Annotated in this window: 11 protein-coding genes; 1 reads left to right on the top strand and 10 read right to left on the bottom strand. The window is 49.7% G+C overall.

Translation table 11 applies throughout. The features are described from left to right. Positions 1–186: 186 nt before the first annotated feature. The 7 genes from D0A34_20140 to D0A34_20110 all read right to left on the bottom strand — a co-directional run bounded on the left by D0A34_20140 (position 187) and on the right by D0A34_20110 (position 14,173). Entirely contained in the window at positions 187–1,437 is a 1,251-nt protein-coding gene (locus D0A34_20140; GenBank protein UNU20874.1) for an endoribonuclease L-PSP, read from the bottom strand. A gap of 264 nt (positions 1,438–1,701) precedes the next feature. After that, on the bottom strand, positions 1,702–7,011 hold the full coding sequence (locus D0A34_20135; protein UNU20873.1) for a response regulator: 5,310 nt from the start codon (positions 7,009–7,011) through the stop codon (positions 1,702–1,704). A gap of 148 nt (positions 7,012–7,159) precedes the next feature. After that, positions 7,160–7,999 carry an HNH endonuclease gene (locus tag D0A34_20130; GenBank protein UNU20872.1) on the bottom strand — a complete coding sequence of 280 codons (840 nt, stop codon included), beginning with the start codon at positions 7,997–7,999 and terminating at the stop codon, positions 7,160–7,162. 15 nt (positions 8,000–8,014) lie between these two features. After that, the gene (locus D0A34_20125) at positions 8,015–11,107 is read right to left on the bottom strand and encodes a methyl-accepting chemotaxis protein (protein ID UNU20871.1); all 3,093 of its coding nucleotides are present in this window, start codon (positions 11,105–11,107) and stop codon (positions 8,015–8,017) included. Between the two features lie 150 nt (positions 11,108–11,257). Then, on the bottom strand, positions 11,258–11,791 hold the full coding sequence (locus D0A34_20120) for a chemotaxis protein CheW (GenBank protein ID UNU22389.1): 534 nt from the start codon (positions 11,789–11,791) through the stop codon (positions 11,258–11,260). A 697-nt stretch (positions 11,792–12,488) separates the two neighbouring features. Continuing rightward, complete coding sequence (locus D0A34_20115; protein ID UNU20870.1) at positions 12,489–13,727, bottom strand: response regulator; 1,239 nt, start codon at positions 13,725–13,727, stop codon at positions 12,489–12,491. Between the two features lie 206 nt (positions 13,728–13,933). Next, a complete protein-coding gene (locus tag D0A34_20110; protein UNU20869.1) occupies positions 13,934–14,173 on the bottom strand; it encodes a hypothetical protein in 240 nt (79 codons plus the stop codon). A 1,183-nt stretch (positions 14,174–15,356) separates the two neighbouring features. Between D0A34_20110 and D0A34_20105 the strand changes: the two genes are divergently transcribed. Beyond that, entirely contained in the window at positions 15,357–17,102 is a 1,746-nt protein-coding gene (locus D0A34_20105) for a hypothetical protein (GenBank protein ID UNU20868.1), read from the top strand. Here D0A34_20105 and tilS read toward each other — a convergent pair. The 3 genes from tilS to ccsB form a co-directional block, all read right to left on the bottom strand. Further along, complete coding sequence (gene tilS, locus D0A34_20100) at positions 17,099–18,244, bottom strand: tRNA lysidine(34) synthetase TilS (protein ID UNU20867.1); 1,146 nt, start codon at positions 18,242–18,244, stop codon at positions 17,099–17,101. The two genes, D0A34_20105 and tilS, sit on opposite strands and share 4 nt — an antisense overlap. Positions 18,245–18,371: 127 nt before the next feature. Beyond that, on the bottom strand, positions 18,372–18,797 hold the full coding sequence (locus D0A34_20095) for a KGK family protein (protein UNU20866.1): 426 nt from the start codon (positions 18,795–18,797) through the stop codon (positions 18,372–18,374). 280 nt (positions 18,798–19,077) lie between these two features. After that, positions 19,078–20,148, bottom strand: a complete 1,071-nt coding sequence (ccsB, locus tag D0A34_20090) for a c-type cytochrome biogenesis protein CcsB (protein ID UNU20865.1) — start codon at positions 20,146–20,148, stop codon at positions 19,078–19,080. Positions 20,149–20,221 lie beyond the last annotated feature (73 nt).

Here is a 20,221-nt window from a genome sequence, read left to right as displayed (position 1 = left end):
TAATACACTCGCGCACTTTACCCTCGGCGGTTGCTATAAATAAACTTTCAAATTATTCATCTCTCTCCCCTCTTCCTCAACCCCCTCAGCGCCCTCTGCGGTTAAATCACTCATAAATATTAAAAAAAACAAAATATCCAGAAACCAGACTTATTGAAAAAGCCTGGTTTCTCAAAGAAGATGAAATCAAATCACAGCAATACAATCAATCTCTACTAACACATCTTTCGGCAAACGCGAAACCTCCACACAAGCGCGCGCCGGTGCAGTTTCCGCATCAAAATATTTCGCATACACCGCATTCACAGCGGCAAAATCATTCATATCTTTGAGGAAAACCGTAGTTTTTACCACATCCAACCAAGTAGCGCCGGCTTCTGTGAGAATGGCTTCTAGATTTGCCATAACTTGTTCGGTTTGTTTTGCCACATCGTCGGTGTAGACAATATCGTTTAGTCTAATGTCGATCGCAATTTGACCAGCTACAAACAGCATAGTGCCCGTAGCGGCAATGGCTTGATTGTAAGGGCCCACGGGTGCCGGTGCTTTGTCAGTACGAATAATTTTGCGCGTCATAGATATCACTTTTTGGAATAATTTTTGAGAATTTTCTGGCTGGTAGATTTTTGCGTCAGAGGTTTCTGGCTCGTAGATTTCTCCATCGGGCATTATAGCACCAGTTAAGTCGGCATTTTCGATATTCCAGCCATAGGTTATTGCATCAGTTAAGTCTGCCCTTTTCAAGTTGGCTCTACTTAAATCTGCTCTACTTAAATTGGCTCCTCGCAGATTAGCTCTTTCTAGATTCGAGCCTTGCAAGCAAGCTTTTTTAAGGTTAGCTTTTGCCAAGTTTGCCACACTTAAATCTACATCTATCAACTTCATTCCTGACAAATTGCTTTCGGGCAATTTGACTGCCCTAAGTTTAGAACCGTGGAGATTTACCTCTAAGAGTTTTACACCACTTAAAATTGCAGAAGTTAAATCTGCTTGAATTATGTTGGCTTCAGTCAGATTAGCGTTAGTCAAGTCCGCTCTATTTAAGTCTGCGTGAAACAAGGAGGCTCTACTTAAGTTAGTAGCAGTTAGGTTTGCCCCACTCAAATTTGCTTGGTCAAGATTAGTATTAGTCAAGTTTGAGCTACTCAGATTTGCTTTACTCAAATTTGCACCGTTGAGTTCTGCTAAACTTAGATTAGCTGAATCACAACGTATTTCACTCAAGTTTGCACTGGTCAGAGATGCCCGACTCAGATTAGCACCGTAAAGATGCGCTTTTGTTAGGTCTGTAGCACTCAAATCAGCCCCAGTCAAATCAGCACCCTGTAGGTTTATCCCACTCAGATCGGCACCTTTAAGGTCTACCCCACTTAACTGTGTGTTCTTAAAGTCGCGTTGTCCTGCTGCATATTTTTCTAAAAGTTCTTCACCGTTCATTAATAACCCCTCGCCCTTCCGCTACACCCCACTTTCCCAGCCTACCACCAAAACCGAAAGCGCGATCTAAATCTGCGTTAATCTGCGTCAATCCATCTTCATCTGCGGTTAAGAAATTCCCCTTTTTTCACCGCAGATATAGGCAGATAAACACAGATTAACGCAGATGAATTAGAGATTATCTGCGTTAACCGGCGTCAATCCATTTTCATCTGCGGTTAAGAAATTACCTTTTTTCACCGCAGAGAAACGCAGATTTACACATTACACAGCAACCGGAGCACCAACAACCTCACCTTTCAACATCCGAGAAGCAGCATCAAGCAATTGCTCCTCCAAATAAGGCTTAGTGAAATAGCCTTTGGCGCCCAAACTGTAAGCCATTTGGCGGTGTCTGTCAGCACCGCGAGAAGTTAGCATCGCGATCGGCAATTCACACAAAACGGCATCCTTCTGCATCCGAGAAAGTAGTTCCAAACCGTCCATTCTCGGCATCTCAATATCGCAGAAAACGATATCGCAAGGCAGACCAGATTTCATCTTTTCCCAAGCTTCCTTACCGTCGCGAGCTTCTTCCACACGATAGCCAGACTTCTCGAAAGTAATCGACAATAGCGATCGCACCGTAATCGAGTCATCGACAATCAGCACAGTCGGCTCAGTCTTCTCGATTTCCGCCTCCTTAGTAGCCCTCTCGCTCTCATCCCAAAGCGTACCGCCAGCATCCTTCCGCAGCCTTCCGGTAGCCAAATCGATCAGTTCCAGAACGTCCGCAATCGCGACGATCCGACCGTCCCCGAGCACCGTGGCCCCAGCAATCCCGATCGGCTTCGGCACCGGCCCCTCCAACGGCTTGATCACAATTTCCTGTTCCGTCGAAACCTGATCCACCTGCACGGCTAAGAAATTGCCGGCAGACCGCAGCACGATCACCGAAATCATGTCATCGTCAGTATTAAACCCGTAAACACTGCCCCGGCCCAAATGGCGGTTGTAAGCCAGCAAATCCCGCAGCGGCCGGAACGGCAAGCTTTGACCCCGCCACTCAATGCAAGGCAAACCGTCCGCCCCCGTCGTCACCTGATCGCGAGGCACATCGATCATATCCTCCACCCCATCCATCGGGAAAGCAATGCGAGCTCGATCGCTAATGCAAGTCAGAGCCTTAGAAATGCTCAACACCAGAGGTAAACGGATGGTAAACACAGTCCCCTTGCCGATGGTTGAATCGATCGACACAGTACCGCGAATCTCCTGCAACGAAGTCTGCACCACATTCATACCGACCCCCCGGCCGGCATACTCCGTCGCCTGTTCCTGAGTGCTGAAACCCGGCATAAACAGCAAATCGTAAACTTCCGAGCGAGACATCCTCTGAGCCTGAGCCGCCGTCAGCATACCCTGCTTAATCGCCTTCGCCTTCACCCTTTGCGGGTCAATTCCCGCCCCGTCGTCAGAAACCGAAACCACGGTTTGGTTTCCTTGGTGGAAAGCGCGAATCGTAATCCTGCCGACAGCAGGCTTCCCAGCCGCCAGACGCACTTCGGGCGGTTCGATCCCGTGAGTAATGGCATTGTTCACCAAATGAGTCATCGGGTCATACAGTTGATCCACAATCATCTTGTCGATCTGAATATCCTTACCCTCAACCTGCAACTGAGCCTGCTTCCCGCACTTAATCGCAATTTCCCGCACCGCCCGGAACAGCCTGTCCGTCGTCTCCGCAAACGGCTTCATCCGGGCGCGAGTCAAACCTTCTTGCAGTTGAGTAGTAACTTGCCGCAGTTGGCGAGTCACCTGATCCGCCTCATCCACCAAAAACTCAATGTCCGCCGCCGACTCCCGCACCCGCACGATCAGCTCAATAATCTCCTGAGCCAAACTGTGGAAAGGAGTAAACCTGTCCATTTCCTCTGGTCTCCAGGCACTTTCCCGCGTGTGGGCCGAATCCTCAGAGCGCCATGCCGATCGGTGTCCCTGGCGGTTTGCCAGCAAAGCAATCTCCAAAAGACTCCGCTCGTAGAAATCCTGAGTCCGCTGGCTCACATCGCTCAGTAGCGCTACCTGGTGCAGCAAATTGTCCAAAAACTGCCGCATCCGTTCTTGGTCTTGCTCCAAACTGTTGCGGTTTACCACCAGTTCCCCCATCAAATTGCTGAGGTTATCCAGTTGCTTGATCGGCACCCGCATCGTCTGGTCGCCGAACCCGCCCGCGCGGGCATTCCGCCTGGGTCTGTTGATCGCCGACGGCCCCATATTGGCTTCCCCTTGGCGGCCACTTTCCTTGGGATCTTCCAACAGTTTTTCCAAATCGCCAAATTCGTCGTCGCTCTCCTCGGCTGCAGCGCGGGAAGCTTTACTAGCAGTTGTCGTCGGTGCAGGAATTTCCGGCATAGTTGCGCTCTCGCTGAGGAGTTCTTCGAGATCCGAGAAAACTTCTGTATTTACCGGACTCTGATTTGTGCTCCCAGAAGCTGCTATGACAGCTCCAGCACCCCCTGCAATTAACAGTGCTTCTAAATCGTCAAAATTGCCTTCGTCATCCTCAGCGCCTGATTCGTCTTCGGCAAAAAAGTCTGCCAGCGACCCCTCTTCCAACTCCGAGGAATCGGCCTGGGCCGACTCGTCCTCAGCGTCCCAAAAGCCCGTCGTCAGTTCCGAAGTCACCAGCACCTCAGCATCGAGGGAATCCAACAAATCGTCAAAACCCTCCAACTCTTCGTTGTTGAGAGTAGCCCCGGTTTCCATCGCCGAGAGCAAGTCAGCATCGCCCTCAAACATACCATCGAGAGATTCCGCAGGGAGTGGCTCTAAATCCGCACTCAAAAAATCCGTTTCCAGGGCATCAAACAAATCATCTTCGCCCTCAGACTCCCCGGCGGCATCTGTTTCGCCTCGATCAAACAAATCCGCACCCACCTCGTCGAACAAACCCTCGGCAGGCCGGGCAGACAACTCCTTCACATCCACAGTCGCGCCGTCATCTGGCGCCGATCCAGCATCGCCCTGCTGCACGATGCCTTCGGCAAACATATCCTCCAAGAAATCGAAAGCTGCGCCCTCATCAGATTCGACATTTGAAATTTCTGACTCAGGACGATCCTCGGACAAAGGCCCAAGTTTAACCTCTGCCGAATTTGCCAAGCCTTGGTCGGAAACAGTCGCACCATTGTTATCGAACAAATTCCCCAAGTCGCCCTCATCAACTCCGACACCGGCACGGAGCAATTGTGAATCCCCATCATTCAGCCAACCCGCACGGGCTTGCCCCGAAGCTTCTCCGTCATACTCAGTACCGGTAGGTACAGAACCGAACAGCTCAGCCAAATCTGCCGCTTCTCGGGATGTAGCTACTCCTTGCCCGCGCACAGTCTGTTCATCCTCAGAAATCGAACCCGAGGTCATATCCCCAAACAGCGCATCTAAATCAGTATCGTCCAGCTCCAGGTTGAGCGATTGCACAGACTCGTCTTCCAGGCCGAAAGCATCTTCTAGCCAGTTTTCATCCGCAGAGATATCTAAATCAGAATTTGATGTCATGTTAAGAATGTTGCCCATTTCCTCATTTTGTGCGATGCCTGCAGCTTGATCTCGATCGCCCCCGTTCTCCGTACCTTCGTCTTCTGAAGAAAGGAAATTAGAAGTAATCCCTAACAGCTCGCTCAAATCCGAGTCCTCGCCAAGCTCAGAGAACAACTCGAAATCATCCATTTCAGGGAGAGCAAGCGCTTCGGCATCCGCTGAATCATTATTGCCCCCCCCTGCTGCAGGCTGCTTCGATTCTCCGTCTAAAGCCTCCGAGTTCAGGGAATACTCCGAAGAGACTGCAGGCACACCCGTTGCCTCAGATAAGCCTAAATCGCCGAACAAGTTATCGAAATCAGCATTGTCTGTAACACCAGCAGAAGTTTGGGCGGCCACTTCGTCCAAAAGCGTACCGAGAGCATCTTCGTCAGCTTGTCCCCTGGCTGGGGCAACCGTGTCGTCTCGCCGCTCCAAACCGCCCCTACCGTTACCCGTTTTAACCTGTTTGCGAGTTAACCGCTGGCTCGAACCCGCATTTTTCTGACCGGCAGCTACTGCCGATCCCTCTGCCTCTTCTCCAAATAGCAAATCCTCCCCAAACAAACTCGTCAGGTCATCAATCGGAGGCTTCGTGTTCGTTTCGGAACTTTCCGAATCGTATTCGTCAAACAACAAATCAGTAAAATCGCCGGAATTGTCATCGTCTGACCCCAGCATTCCCGCCGCCGATATCCCAGAAGACTGTGCATAGTCGAGGTCTTCTTCTTCTTCCCAAGCGCCGTCGAGATCCGGGGACTCGCCGTCAAACAAGTCAGCTAAAGTGTTGAGTTCTGCAGCACCCACTTCCGGGCCGGTGCGGGTCGAGCCTCTAAAAGCACCCGTCTCCATATCGGATTCTGCGAATCCGGCGGAATCGTCGAACTGGGCGGATCGAAGGCCACTGTCATCGTTGCTGTCGCCGCTGTCGAGTTGGTCGAAGAGCTCGTCTATACTCAGCCCAGAAATAGTCGGCAGCAACTTGTTCAATCCATCCGGGGCATCGCCCGATCCCACCAGATCCCAGGCCTCATCCTCAACAGAAACCACATTTTTCCGGGATTTACTCGGTTGAGCGAAGGCCAGCAAATCTTCAAAATCCGTTTCTGGAACCAGAACAGCAGGCTGCAGCGCCAGAAGTTTTGCGCTTGGTACGATCGACGATTCTAGACCAGAAATTACAAGTTCTTGCGCTTGTTTGATGTCTTTGATCACCGTTGGGGCTAAGGTGCGGTAGGTATTTTCTGGGTTGGCGATCGCCTTGGATACAGCTTGGATCAATTCTATCCAGCAAGGCAGTTCAAATTCTTCCCCCGCCCTGAGCAAATTCCGACAAATATTCTTGAGTTGTCGCCTGCTTTCTGGCCCTTCGGGCTGTTTGAACTCTTGCAGGAGTTCCCGCATCCTCGCGGGCACGTCTGAGTCAAATACTAGCAGCAGCGCGCTGTCTTCTGTTGCTCTGGCCGGAGGTGCGTAAACTGACCGCGAATCCGGAAAACTCCTTGATGAGGCAAACGCCCCGACTCCCATCCCCGCCATAACTGGTTCGGCGACTGGCATCGCGTAGCTATCGTCTGCATGGTGTTCTCCGTGTCCGACGAGTCCCCCCAAGTGCCCGTTGAGTTCTTCAAATACTGGTTCTAATTCTCGAACCATCTGTTCTCCCAATTCCTCTGTCAGTCCAAAAGGCCCCGACAGTTGCTCTAACAGCCCTTGTAATGTATCAAATATTCGCAGGAAAAGGGATTCTAGCTGTTGGTCTACTTTAACGCTGCACTCTTTTAAAACTTTAAAACTATCTTCTAGTCGGTGAGCTGTTTGCTGAATGCTGGTCAGCCCCAGCATAGCTGCTCCTCCTTTGACAGAGTGAGCGGCCCTAAATACTTCGTTGACCAGTTCTGGGTCTTCGATCGTGGTTTGCAGATTCAGCAAGCCTTGTTCGATCGTATTGAGGTGGTCTTTTGCCTCCTCAATAAAGTAGCCCATTATCCTCTGTTGTTGCTCCGGCAGCATAGTTTTATTCCTGATTTTAAGCGTTATTGTATTGGGTCTATGTTAGTAATTCTAGAGAAGCTCTTTGTAGATCTCGCCCCTTGCCAAGAGAATAATCTGACTGCGAGATATGGCAAATGTCCTGGCTTTTTTTGTTTTCGATATGCCCTCACTTAAAAGATAGCGAATCTCCCGCACCTTTTCGGGTTTTAGTTTGCGGTGGACAGATGGAAGGAAAGGAAAGCGGTTTTTTTCGCTTGGCATCGCGGGAGTTATCGGCGGGGGTTTTTTCCCGCAAATGGTCGGGATTGATACAACCGCGATCGTCGCAACTGTGCCAAGCAAAATAACTGGGTTTGACAGGCTTTCCCAGTTTGTGTTCCCGTACAAGTCTGTGAGCGTAGAAACTTTTTGTTTGGCCCTTAATTTTAGTACCTTTAATGGCGTAACCATCACTTGTTTTAGCCCAGGTACAAATCATGCAGCCGTTGGGCTGTATTTGGGGTCGAATACCGGGAATTATTTCTTGGTCTCGCAGTTGTTTTTGAGGTTTCGGCGCTGATGTACTTCTGACATTTTTAATACGTCCTTTTTTCAACCTAGGTTGAGAATTTTTCCGCCTAAAGCCTTCCCCCAAAGGGTTATGATTAATGGAGTTGCGAACCTCGCCAGTAGGGCAAGCAAAGTATTCGGAGCTGATCCGCCGACCTAATGAATCTTCTAATACTAAACGGTGGACAGTAAACGTTTTCCCTTCACAGTTAATGCTAAGTCTTTTATTGCCATAGCCCCTGCTTGATTTAGTTAAGGTAGAGATAATACAGCCCGTCGGCTTAACTTCACCCAAGATGCCCGGTATTACCTCTACTCTGTTATCGTCCATCTGTGCAACTCCTACTTTGTTTAGGTGTTGAATTAGCAGCCTCACAGCGGTTTCAAGACTGCGAGGTTGCTTTTGGTCTGGCATCGTTGTCCGACCAACGTGCTGGTAAATCAGGCAGCAAAACAAGCATTAGACACTTAATTATTGTCTTTCTGCTGTTTCTACTCGGAATCTTTCCACCGATGTCAAAAGGTCACGAGCAACGCCTACCAAGTTTTGCAAAGCACCGGAAACTCGCTGCGCTTCTTGTGACGTTTCCTGAGCTGTCAACTCGACAGCCTGCATCACAGAAGCTACGGCGCGAGCTGTTTCGTTTTGCTCTACAGTATCGGCAGTAATCGATCGCACTAGCACGTCAATTCGGTTAGTTACTTGAATGATATCTTCAAGCGATCGCTTCGCCTGTTCTGCCAATCTTGTTCCCTCAATAACCTGCTGCGTCCCTTCTTCCATCGCCGTCATTACCGCGCCGGTTTCGCTTTGAATTTGCATCACGATCTGTTCGATTTCTTTCAAAGACTTCGCCGATCGGTCTGCCAATTGTCGCACCTCGTCTGCCACGATCGCGAAACCCCTGCCCGCTTCGCCAGCTCTCGCCGCCTCAATACTGGCGTTGAGGGCCAACAAATTCGTCCGGGAGGCGATCGTCGCAATTAAAGCCACAATCTTAGAAATTTCTTGAGAAGCTTCTGCCAACCTCTTGACTTTTCTGGTGGTTTCTGCTACTGTTTCTCGAATTTCCAAAATCCCGGCCACCGTCCGCTCCACAGCCTCGCCCCCTTTCAGAGCCGTTGCCGCGGCGCCCCGGGCTACTTCTTCCGCCTCTCTAGCGCTCTCTGCGACCCGCTGAATCGCGTCGGTGAGGACTTGCACGGAATTCAGCGTTGCCGCCAGTTCCTCAGCTTGCCGCAGCGCGTCGGAAGACAAATCGCCCGCAAACTTAGCACTATCCGTAGCGCCTTTGCTGACCTCCCGAGCCGCCTGCTTCACCTGATGGACAATTTCGCGCAGATTTTGAATTGTCAAGTTAAACGAGTCAGCAACAGCACCCAAAACGTCTGCGGTCACTTCCGCAGTCACCGTCAAGTCACCCCGGGCTGCTCCTTCCACGTCGTCTAGCAAGCGAATCACTTGGCGCTGCAAGTCTTCTTTTGCCTGTTCCTGCTCGTCAGACTTGCGCCTGGTATCGCTAATCGTGGTTTGGATGACCTTGGCCATGTGGTTGAATTTAGCAGCCATTTTACCAAATTCATCTTCCGAGTAAACCGTAGCTCGAGCATCCAAAGTTCCTTGAGATACGGCATCGAACTGAGCTTGCAAATTATCCGACGACTTGCGTACCTGCTTGGCGATCAACTGGCCGATACCCCAAGAAGTTAAAAAGCTCGTAAAGCCTGCGGCTGCGGTCATTACCCAGCCTGTTTGGCGCAGGTAAACGATCGCCTCGGGTTTGTCTTGCCGCAGAGCTTGATAGGAGGCAATGTTGGTGACGAAAGCCACAGCTACCAGAGAAACCAGTCCCGCCCCGATTGCGGTGTACAACTGTTTTGTAAACAAAGGGGCATTTTCCAAGAAAGCCAGTCCCCCCTGTTCTACCGTGACCGAAGTATCGACCGCTTCTGTTTCTGTGGGAGCAAAACTCGGCACAGACGCATCAGCCGGGCCGTTTATGCTAAATATCTCGTCATCCCGAATTGCTGAGCCATCGCTGTTGTCAAAGTCCAGGCTGCTGCCTGTCGTTCCCATCATGCCGCTGGTCGAGTTGCCGAAATTGGTGTTACCTCTAGTCAAGATCGAACTGGTGGCATCTTCTGAGATATCAAAGTCCGGCAAATTGCCCAAATCGTCAAATTCGTCAAATTCGTCTAAAAAGTCGCTGTGTTCTTGAGCGTTCCCAGCTTTTGACGACCAGCCGCTGTTGTTCTTGTCGGACGCTCCGAAAGCTGTCGCTTGTTCGTTTTCGTCGAAAGAGAAAGAATCGCTAAAAGCATCATCATCAAAAGCATCTAACTCGAAGTTGTCTCTAGAGCCAAATGCCGGGGGTTCCGAGTCGCTGTAACCGTTGCTGTTGGCGGAAGGTTGATCGACTGAATTAAATTGTCCGCGGCTCGACCTTTGACTTTGAGAGTTAGGGACAGCACCTCCCATCAACAGCGTTTCGTCTTCCGCCAAGGAATAGTTTGACGAGTAGTCCGACCCGTTATTCGGCTGCTTGTTTTGAGGTCGAGAAGACCCGAAACCCGACGAGGGCATCGCTTCGGCGAACGGGTCTTCTTCTTCGGCCAGAGGTGCGTTATGACCGTAATTTTGGCCACTCTGGGGCGGGGATTGGTAGTCGTAGTCGGAGTTATCGTCGAATTCGTCTGGCAAATCGAGCGCAGCAAAAGGTTCGCCAAAATTGTCCGAGGGCCCGATGGGGGAGTCTAGTTGGTTCGAGTCGAAGGAATTCCCGGTTTCTGAAGAGGCAAAACTTTGACCGTTGAGCATCTGAGTCGGAGCTTCTGAAAACGAATCTCCTGAGTAAGGTCCGCTTTTCCCAGACACTTTGCTGCTAGACACGTCAGCAGCATCAAACCCTCCATCATCTAAGGCAAAAGGGTCTCCAAAGTCCGAGTCGGCAAACTCGTCTATGTCTAGCGAGTCGGAGGTCTCAGCATAAGCTGCCATTCCGCCGCTGTCGCCAGCAAACGGGTTAGAATGTGAGGTTAAATCTGAGACAGGGCCGGCGCGATCGTCGTCTTCTGCTTCCCACCCCAAGCCACTCATGCCCAAGTCTGCCAAGTCCTCGTTTTCCATGTCGTCTGAGGATTGACTTCTATAGGAAAGGGATGGGGAATTTCCTTGGAAAAGTCCCAAATCCGGGTCTTCTAACCCTTCATCAAGAGATAAGTCTGGGTAGAATTCTAATTCAGTTTCAGCAGACAAAGCCTCGAAATTTTCCGTTTGCAGCTCTCCAGATAAAAATTGGTCTGTGTAGGTAATTCCGTTGTGAGCGTGTTCCACCAAACTCGGGTCGTCACTCAGGCCTAGCACAACCGTGTACTGTTCCCGCGCCACCTCATACTGTTGCAGTCCGTAGCAGTAAATGTGTCCGCACAGCAGGCGAGCGCTGGGATCTTCGGGAAAATCTTCTACTAATTGATAAACTAGGGCTGCGGCTTCTGAATAATTGCCATCCATGTAGGCCGCTTCTGCCCGTTGGTAGTCCTGCTGAAAGTTGGTACTTGTTGCCATTTGCCGCCCTCTTTGGATTTTAGATTTTAGATTTGAGATTTTTGATTTTTATTATCTTGAATTGAATGTTTAGATGCCCGCCTCAAGTCGTGTGACTGTTGATGGTTAGACCCCAATCGAAAATCGCAAATCGCAAATCTAAAATCGATTTCACGCTGCCCACCGCGCCGAGCGCAGAATTTTCACTTGATCTAGCAGTCGGAGCACTTTCTGAGCTGGTGCACCTAACATCCATTCTCCCCTCAGAAATGGAATCATGCCGTCTGGTGCATTGTTCTGAGAGTGCAGTTGCTCTACGTCGAGCCAGTCCATCCCCACAATTCGATCGACTGCCAGCCCCAAAATCGTGTCTTGGTCTTCCACAGCCACGATCGGGATTTCGGGTCTATCTGTGTTCAGAGGTGTTTGGTCTCCCAGAAATTGGCCGAGGTCTGCCACCCAAATCACTCGTCCTCTCATATTTAGCGTACCTAAAAGCAAAGAGGAAACGTTGGGGATCGGTGTCATACGGTCTGGGGACGGGGATAGTACCTCTCTAATCCCTGTCGCTGGCAGTGCGAACTCGTTCCCCGAAGGAACGTAGAACCGCAGGTGCAGCTCACCTTCGGGAGTTTCTAGTTCTTGGAATTCCGGAGCCGGATCTACCCCTAGTCCTGGTAATATAAAGTCTGGGCTACCGCTAATCATAATTCTGACACCTGCATTTCTAGCAAATTGTTGAGGCTTCCCGCCAAGAAGAACCCGATCGAAACTTCGATGGTCGAAACTTGACACAGCCAAGCTTGACACAGCCAAGGGGTGAATGGCGCGACTGCCGGAGGTGCTTGGCAATAAATTTGCTCCGTCCATAATTGACTGCAATCAATAATTCGCGCGACCTTTGCTTACAAATTAGCTCAAATCGACTACGAACAATTAATTGGGAACCCCTAAAACTTCTCTTTGTACTCCCACCGCCGTCTCAAGTGGTAAAACTCTGGGTAATTTTTGCGATAAATGCTAAACCGATACTCGGATTAGCGAGGAGTTGTTGACATGGCTAGTGTCGCGACAATCATGAACGGAGTCACTTAAGACTGAGAATGCACTCTCTGACTTTGTACAGAAATACCTAGTAATGAGTAGCTCTGCCCATCAGTTTTTCGGAGCGGCTGCAAGTGGAGAACAAGTATATTATATTTGCACTTTGAGCGTGTTAGACCCACTTGGGTCGAGAAATTGAACAGAGTTTTACCGACGCCCTCATGCCAGGGCGCGGATTTATACATTCTAGTTTATGGTGCGATCGCCAATCCTGTCCGCGAGCTTTCTCTTTGTGGCGGCCAAGACTTGATTTAACTGCAGGTACAAGAAAGCTCCAATAATGCCATCGGTGCAAAATTTATTTTTCTTCTAATTGGTCTTCTAGTGAGCGGTCTAATAATCTTTCCGAGAGATTGACCCGAGGGTAGCCCGGTCCCACATATTTTTCTACCAGCATCAATAACTCGCTTTCACCAAAAGGTTTGGTGTAAAAGTCTGTAGCTCCGGCCATGCGGGCTTTAACGCGGTCGATAAATCCGTCGATGCCCGTCAGCATAACGATCGGCGTCTGCCGGAAAGCGCTAGAACTACGCAGCATAGCGCAAATTTCGTAGCCATCGAGTTCCGGCATGGCGATGTCACACAGAATTAAATCGGGTTTGAGTTGAAACACCAAACTCAATGCTTGGAGGGGATTGCCGATCGTAGTAGCTTCGTAACCGTATTCATTTAAAATTGACTCGACTGTTTTGCGAATAATATTGTCGTCGTCAATACAGACAACTCTGGGAACCTTGGTTTCTGGGGACGACCATTCTTTTTTGTTGTTGGTCGGGGTAACAGAGGGTTCGTAAAATACTTGCACCAATCCCTGCTGCACAAATGGGTAAATCGCCTTAGCGACAGTGAGCACGTCTCGGTTGAGGTAGCGCGCCATTTGGCGGATCGAAGTGTGCCCGTCGGCCCAGCGTCTGAGAGTATTAAAGGTATTGACAGGCAGCGCGACTCGCAGCTCGGAGGGGTCGGAAATCACCGGGCATTGGTTGGGCGACTGAATGTGAGGGTGAAACTGCTTCCACTGCTGCACCTGTTTGACAATCTTGGCCAGCAGCGAGCTAATTTCTAAGCTGGTCAGTTGAGGAGCCAAAGCTGGGCCCATTTCAAAAGTGAAGGAACCCTGGTGGAGACTCAGCAAGTCAAATAGGGTTTCGTGGATCATGCTCTGGATGATGTTGCGCCCTTGAGCTGGGGTGAGGATGTGGTTTTCTAGCAGGGCCCATAGGTAGCCGTATTCTGGGGCATTGGTAGATGCCATATAGGGAACTTGGATTTTGTCGAGGGCGGTATCTGCTTTGTAGCGGCGCAGGTAGTCGCGCAACCGAAACAAACTGCCCGCACTCTGGGTAGCGTAAATAATCTGACCGTTGAAGCAGAAGACATACCAGGATTGTCCTGCAAGGGAGCGCTGGGTAGGTTGAGTACCCGTGCTGCTGCCGGTGGAGGTGTAGGCCTCTACGAACAGTTCTCCGGTTCGCTGACCTAACTCAATCAATTGCAGGATGCTGCGGATGTCTATTTCACTCAAATTTCCCTGCATGCAGCTAAAGTGTCCTCCTTAAAACCGTTGGCGTCTGAGCTCGGAAAGACTGTGTGCTGGCGAAAAAATTGACTTTAGTTTCCGTCAATAATTTACGCGCTGATGCCGATCTCACAATTGGGAATTGACGAAAGGGCGATACTTGCTGCCGCTCCTCGGTCGCGCTACCAGTCCACAAGCTGAAACCGCGAAACTCGCGGCCTTCTCTAAGTGTAGAGTTTCACCTTGTATTCCCACTGTTGCCTAAACTCGTAGAATCCACATCGCACGATTGCACGGGTTCTTCGAGTGTGCAACGCTGGCATTCCCGACTGGTTCAAGTCTTCGATGGCCAAAGTTTTGAAGTTTTTGGCTGAGTATGCCGTCAGTTTATCCAACACATCTTGGCGTAGGTCAACTTCAAAATACCGAGGATTTTCTGGTTTTACCGCTGCTACCAGCAGCAAGTGCCGATCAAGGTCCGATGGGAACTTGAGGCTAGTCTGTTGGGTTGGATGAGTTGCGATCGAGGTTTTTTTGGGTTTGCCACAGCCCTAAAATCAGGTGCAGTCAAAATGAACCTTGGTTGGCAATTGTCAGGAAAACCCTCAGTGCCGATCGACCTTTTTGCTCGCCTGCGGCGAGCGTCATAGGCTCGCGTCATTACCCTATTCTAAGGCAGCGCGGTTCAAATCCCTAGTCCGCCGAAGCAGGGCGCAGGCTTGGGGGCTGCAACGGCTTTTCTCACGATCCACCCATAACTAAAGAAGCGTTGTAAAATCAATACAAAATTTTGAATCGAAAGGCCAGAGGCAAGCCCTGGGCTAACGACATGGGGATTTAGACCTAGCGACCAGTAGGTAGGGACTTTTAAGTCTCGTGAAACGATTGTGTTGCTAAAACCACAGTGGTATAATTGGCACAGAGCGATTCGCCAGAGAAAGAATAACTTTCAACCCATTGAAATATCCTAGACGGCGAGCAACCCCGGCAACGCACTAATCCGATTAATTCGGAATAGTTAAAGGGCAAATAATTGCAGCATAGGTCACGTTACCTTAAAAATATGAAGAACTCACCAAGTCTGCACTCCGGGAGAAGTAAAGTTCTTTGAGTCAAGAGAGGGATATTTGAATGTCCCGTTGTCGTCTTGAAGGTGGGCAAGAATCTCCAGGCTTTAGACGTGGGGAGGTTCAAGGACTGACCTTTCTCAGGTTTGGGCTATGGCAGTCTCCGCAGTTTTACTAGTCTTTAATCAAGCGGCATTGGTACTGGTCTCTCATTCCTCCAGACAACTGGCGACGGCCGTACTTTCTGGAAGTTCTCCCGTGAGAACCTGCTATGCCTGATTGCTGCTAAAGTTAGAAAAAAATGCTATCCCCCGATTGGGCAAACGATACCAAAAAGTAAGACTTAAGTGGCAAAAAGTTATCCTTACTTGCCTATACTTGTTTACTTTAGGTAAGTTGACTAAAGATCACACGCAGTGTTATGTTTAGTCAAGAACCTTTGGCTTAAGGGGGATAGCCTACTTATGTTGGGATTAGCCGTCTACCCAACAGCGTAGGAAGTAAACACCACTTATCTTTTAGGCCTTTAAGTAACTTAAAGTAAGTTGGGATAGGTTTTACGAAGCAGAGGACTATTAGTGTGCTGTATCTAGCGGAAGTACAAAAACAGAGAAGCGGCTTTGGTCTCGGTGGCGGTAAGGCTGAACTGAAACTGCTAGCTTGTCAGCGGGGCGAACATAACTGGAGCGCCGTACCAGGCGATGACGCGATCCCAGTTGAGGAAGCTAATAAGTTTAACGACGGCACGCTGGTGCTGGTTGAGTTGAGCGCTAACAAGCAAGTGCAGCGGATTCAGGAGGCGGCCCGCCAGTTGGTGAGCATTCTGCAAAATTTCTCGCGATTGCAGGACAAGTTTAAGGATAAGGAAGAGGAAATTGAACAGTGGAAGGCTTCTCTGACGTTTTCGAGTCAGGAACTCAATCGCCGGGAAATGGAAATGCAAGCCCGCGAAGAGCAGTTAGCTCAAATGGAAGAGGAGTTGGAGCGGCTGGAGGCTCAGCGCTCGGAAATTGAAAATACTCGAGATGAAGCTAACCGACTGCGAGAAGAAGTCGATCGCAGTCGCGTGGAAATTGAGACGGCTTGGGAACAGTTGCGGGGCGAGCAGCAACGGGTGGCCCAGCAGCAGTCTGAGGTTCCGCAGGGGGCAGTAGTTGATGAGCAGCAGACGCAGAGGATTCAGGAGTTGATGCAGAAGCTGGGAGGGGCAATTGCTTCGGCCCAAGGGGTGCGGGAACAACTGAATCAGTCTTTTGGTGCGGTGGGCGCTCAGCAGGCAATTCTGGATCAGCACTGGCAGCAGTTGGAGCAAAAACAGAGCATAGCTCAACAGCAACAAGAAGAGGTCGATCGACAAAATCAGAGCCTCCAAAACCGCTGGCAAGAGTGGTACCAATCTCAAGAAGCTTTGGCGCAAGCTCGGGCGGAGCTTAAAGGGCAGCAAAGTACCCTTAGCGCTAAGCAGGACCAGGCTCAGTCCGTGTCTTTGCAGGTGCGGGCTGTTGAGGAGCTTTACCAGCAAGTTTCCAGGCTCGCATCTGCTTCGGGTGCTGCTGGTACGGAGCAAAAAGTAGATGTGTCAGCTTTGGAGAAGATGCCTGTTGATGAGTTACAGGGGCTGGTGCAACACCTGCAAGAGGATTTGGAAAAGGTGTTCCGGTTTGTTAACGATCAAGAGGAGGAGTTGACTCTGCAGCGGGAGACAATCGAGGAACTGCAAGGGAAAATTCAAGCTGCTAGCGAGTACGATCGCATGGCTTTAGAAAACGAAATGGCAGATGAACTCGAAAGTTATCAGATGTTAAACGAAACTCTGGTGGGACAGCGCCTCCGGTTGCAGGAACGGGAAGATGTTTTAAAGCAGCATCAGGCGGTGCTGTGGCGGCGACTGGGTACTGCTAATGCTCCAAAACAGGAGCGAGGAGATATTGATTTGGGGCCGATTGTGGCACAGCTCAATACTCAGCGGCAGCAGCAAAGCCAAGAATTGCAAAGACTGGAAAACGAAATTCAGCAGGTGCGGGAAGCCGTATCCCAAATTGAGGCAAATGTCAACCGCCAAAATGGGGAAAGTGAGGCGAAACGCTACGAACTCAAGCAGTTAGAGCAGAATTTGTTCAACCAGAAAGGTGCAGTGGCGCAACTCTGGGGCAGAGTGAATGTTTATCAAGAAATGTTGCAGCCCGTGCAGGACAATTTGAATGGGCTACGCCAAAAGCTCGAAGCGGTAGCGGGGGAACTCGATCGGGTGCAGCAGACGGGAGACGAGCAAGATCGGGTAGTTTCTGATCTACGGCAAGTCCTTTCGGCTTTGATAACAGCTTAAAATTTAATATCTAAAATTATCGAAGGGTGTTCGACTCGACCGATCGCTCCTCCAGGAAATGGATCAGTTTGCGATCGGTTGGGCGCTACGATTAAGTGGGTAAGTTTTTCTACGCTTTCAAAGCTGGGTGCTGAGGGCAATATTTGTTGCAGTAGTTGCCGCATTGCGCGTCGCTGCAAGGCCAGGGGTGCTTCCCGCAAAATCGGGCGATTTAACTTGACGGGAAGTTGAAAATTCACCTGCGGGCTGTCTGCAACTGGAGACATTGCTCGCTGTAGCAAGTCGCTGGCTGCAAGTTCGAGATATTCTACGTCCGCACGGAGGAGTTCGGCTGTTTGAGCTAGCGCTTGTTGGGCTTTTGGGTTGAAATGAGTTTCCAAATAAGGCAATAATTCCGCTCGAATCCGGTTGCGACTATATTGCAAGTTTTGATTTGTGGAATCTTCCCAAATTGGTAATTTTTGCTCTTGACAAAATTGACCTGTTTGCAATCGAGTTATTTCCAGCAAGGGACGAACTAAATAGATTTTAGATTTTAGATTTTGGATTTTCGATTGGGAATTTTCCGCCTGATTTTCCAATCTCAAATCGGCAGATATTTGGGAGTTGGGATTTTCGCCGGCATTCCCCAATCTAAAATCTAAAATCGGCAATCGAAAATCGAGCAGTGGCCGCCTCCAGGTGAGGGCAGAAAGTCCGTCGGCGCCACTGCCGCGAATCAGGTTGTAGAGAAGTGTTTCGGCGCGATCGCTGGCTGTGTGGCCTGTAACAATGTAGGGGTAGTTATGGGCGATCGCAATTTCGGTTAAAGCTTGATATCGCCACTTTCTGGCGGCGGCTTCTGTTGTGGGGATGTCCGAGGCTGTTTCCACATAGTAGGATATTCCCCAGTTTCTAGCTAATTGTTCTACATGATTGGCCGACGCTTGGGAGTCAGAACGCCAACGATGATCGCAGTGAACAATCGCTAGGTTCCACCCCCATTTTGGCTGCAAATCTAGGAGTAATTTAATTAAACACAGAGAATCTTGTCCGCCGGATACTGCTACTAGCAAGCGCTGATTTGATGGCAATATTTGTCGGTAAAGCAGCGTCCTGTGAACTTGAGCGTGCAGGTGGATCCAATTGGAAGATTCAGCCATGAGAGTAGTTTTTCATTAAGCAAAAATAAGGAAGTTAGACAACGAGCAGTGTACTGGATTTAACCGATGGATTTTGAGCAAAGAAGGGGAAGCATCCCCCTCTCCCAATCTCTCAGTCTTTGCCTTCCTAGCTCCACATTCCTATACTTTGGGGATCGCGGTCTGGATACCTAGAAATAGGAAAATGATTACTTATTTGTGTTGAGTCACATTGATTTAATGGCTCATCTATATCGGTTTGAGTTGAGGTATCTACGGCGTAGTTTTGAACGGTGTCTGATCTTTCAGCAGCGGCAGGAAGGGCTTTTTGTTCTTTGATTTCAGGTTCGAGCGGAATGAACTCCAGACGCATTCTAAGTTTTCCTTTAGTCCAGTCTTTGCCAGCACTTAATAGCTCGCAATCCAGACCGTCTGAAAATAATTTTTCGTCTACCAATTTTGACTGCATAATGGCCATAAATTCGCTGACTTTGAATGTACATTGATACATCAAAGCGCTGGTAGGGGCAGACACAACATCGTTTTCTTGGGGAAATATTTTCGATTCGTCCATATTAATTGTCCTTATTTTAATGAATGAAGGAAGTTCGGCAACGGATTTTGTAACGGATGTAACGGATGTAACGGAGGTGAGGAAGACCGAAGTTATAAGAAGGAAGAAGGCCCTTCGACTTCGCGAGCGGGTAAAAAAAGGGAAGAAGGAAGAGGGAATTAATTATTAGAATCTCGCTGGTTGAGTAAGGTGGGAATTGCCCACCCTACAACCGGAGATGATATTAATCCCGATTCTTTGACTTATCCTGTTCTTCTGTAGCTGATTGGTGGATCAGGAATTAGAAAAACCAACCGTAGGAATGTAAACCTTTGCCTAACAGATTAACGCCTAGATAGCAAATCCAAACTACCACAAAACCTGTGGCTGCTAAAATTGCTGGGCGTCTTCCCTGCCAGCCACGAGTAATGCGGGCGTGCAAGTAGGCAGCAAATACCAACCAAGTAATTAGCGCCCAAGTTTCTTTCGGGTCCCAACTCCAGTATGAACCCCAAGCTTCGTTAGCCCAAACCGCACCGGCAATAATGCCAACTGTCAGTAAGGGGAATCCTAAACCGATGATGCGATAGCTAATGTTATCAAGAGTTTCTGCTAGATTCAATCGCTGGGGCGAGAGAAGTTCTGCGGTTTGAGTTGGGGCGGTTGATGGGGTTTGAACGGTTGCTAATTCGAGCACTGCGGTGGTGCCCAAACCATTATTGTTGGAGTTGAAAGAGGGTTCGCTGAAAACTAATGCGCTGTCGGCGCTGGTTTCTGCAATTTGAGGTTCGGGGTTTTGAGGGCGTTGGAGGCGGTAGTTGGTGTTGCGGTTGCTGTTGGTGCCGAAGGAACTACCGGTGAGTTCGATTTTTTGGCCGCGGGTGACGATTAAAAAGGCGATCGCCAGTAGCGCTCCTACCATTAAAGTTGAGTAACTGAGCATCATGACGCTAACGTGCATCATCAGCCAGTTTGATTTGAGGGCGGGTACTAGGGGCTCTGCAGATTGCATGGTTGCCGGCAGAGTCAGGGCTGCAAAGGCGGATATTGCCATTGCTACGGGGGATGTGGCTACTCCTACTAAACGGGAACGACTCATGTTTTCCGCGACTAGGTGGATGGCGGTGATTCCCCAAACTAGGAAAAATAGGGATTCGTAGAGATTGCTTAAGGGGAAGTAGCCGGCTTCTATCCATCGAGAACCGAGTAAAGCGGCGATGGATAGGTTGGCGACGGCCATTCCTGCGGTGCCTAGGGCCCCCAGGTAGGGAATGCCGGGGAATGCTGCGCCAACCCAGTAAATGAGCATTGTGGAGAACAAAACGGCAAAGGAGATGTTGTCCAGCCAGTTCTGGAGTACGACCAGATCCATAAAAATTACTCCGGTAGTGTTTTTACTTATTTTTGCTAACTAGATCGATCGTACTGGGGTTGGGCAGTTTTGG

Origin of the sequence: Microcoleus vaginatus PCC 9802 (genome assembly GCA_022701275.1) — a bacterium.
Classification (GTDB): Bacteria; Cyanobacteriota; Cyanobacteriia; order Cyanobacteriales; family Microcoleaceae; genus Microcoleus; species Microcoleus vaginatus_A.
The sequence above is the reverse complement of the archived record's forward strand: the minus strand, read 5'-3'. Positions and strand labels throughout refer to the sequence as shown.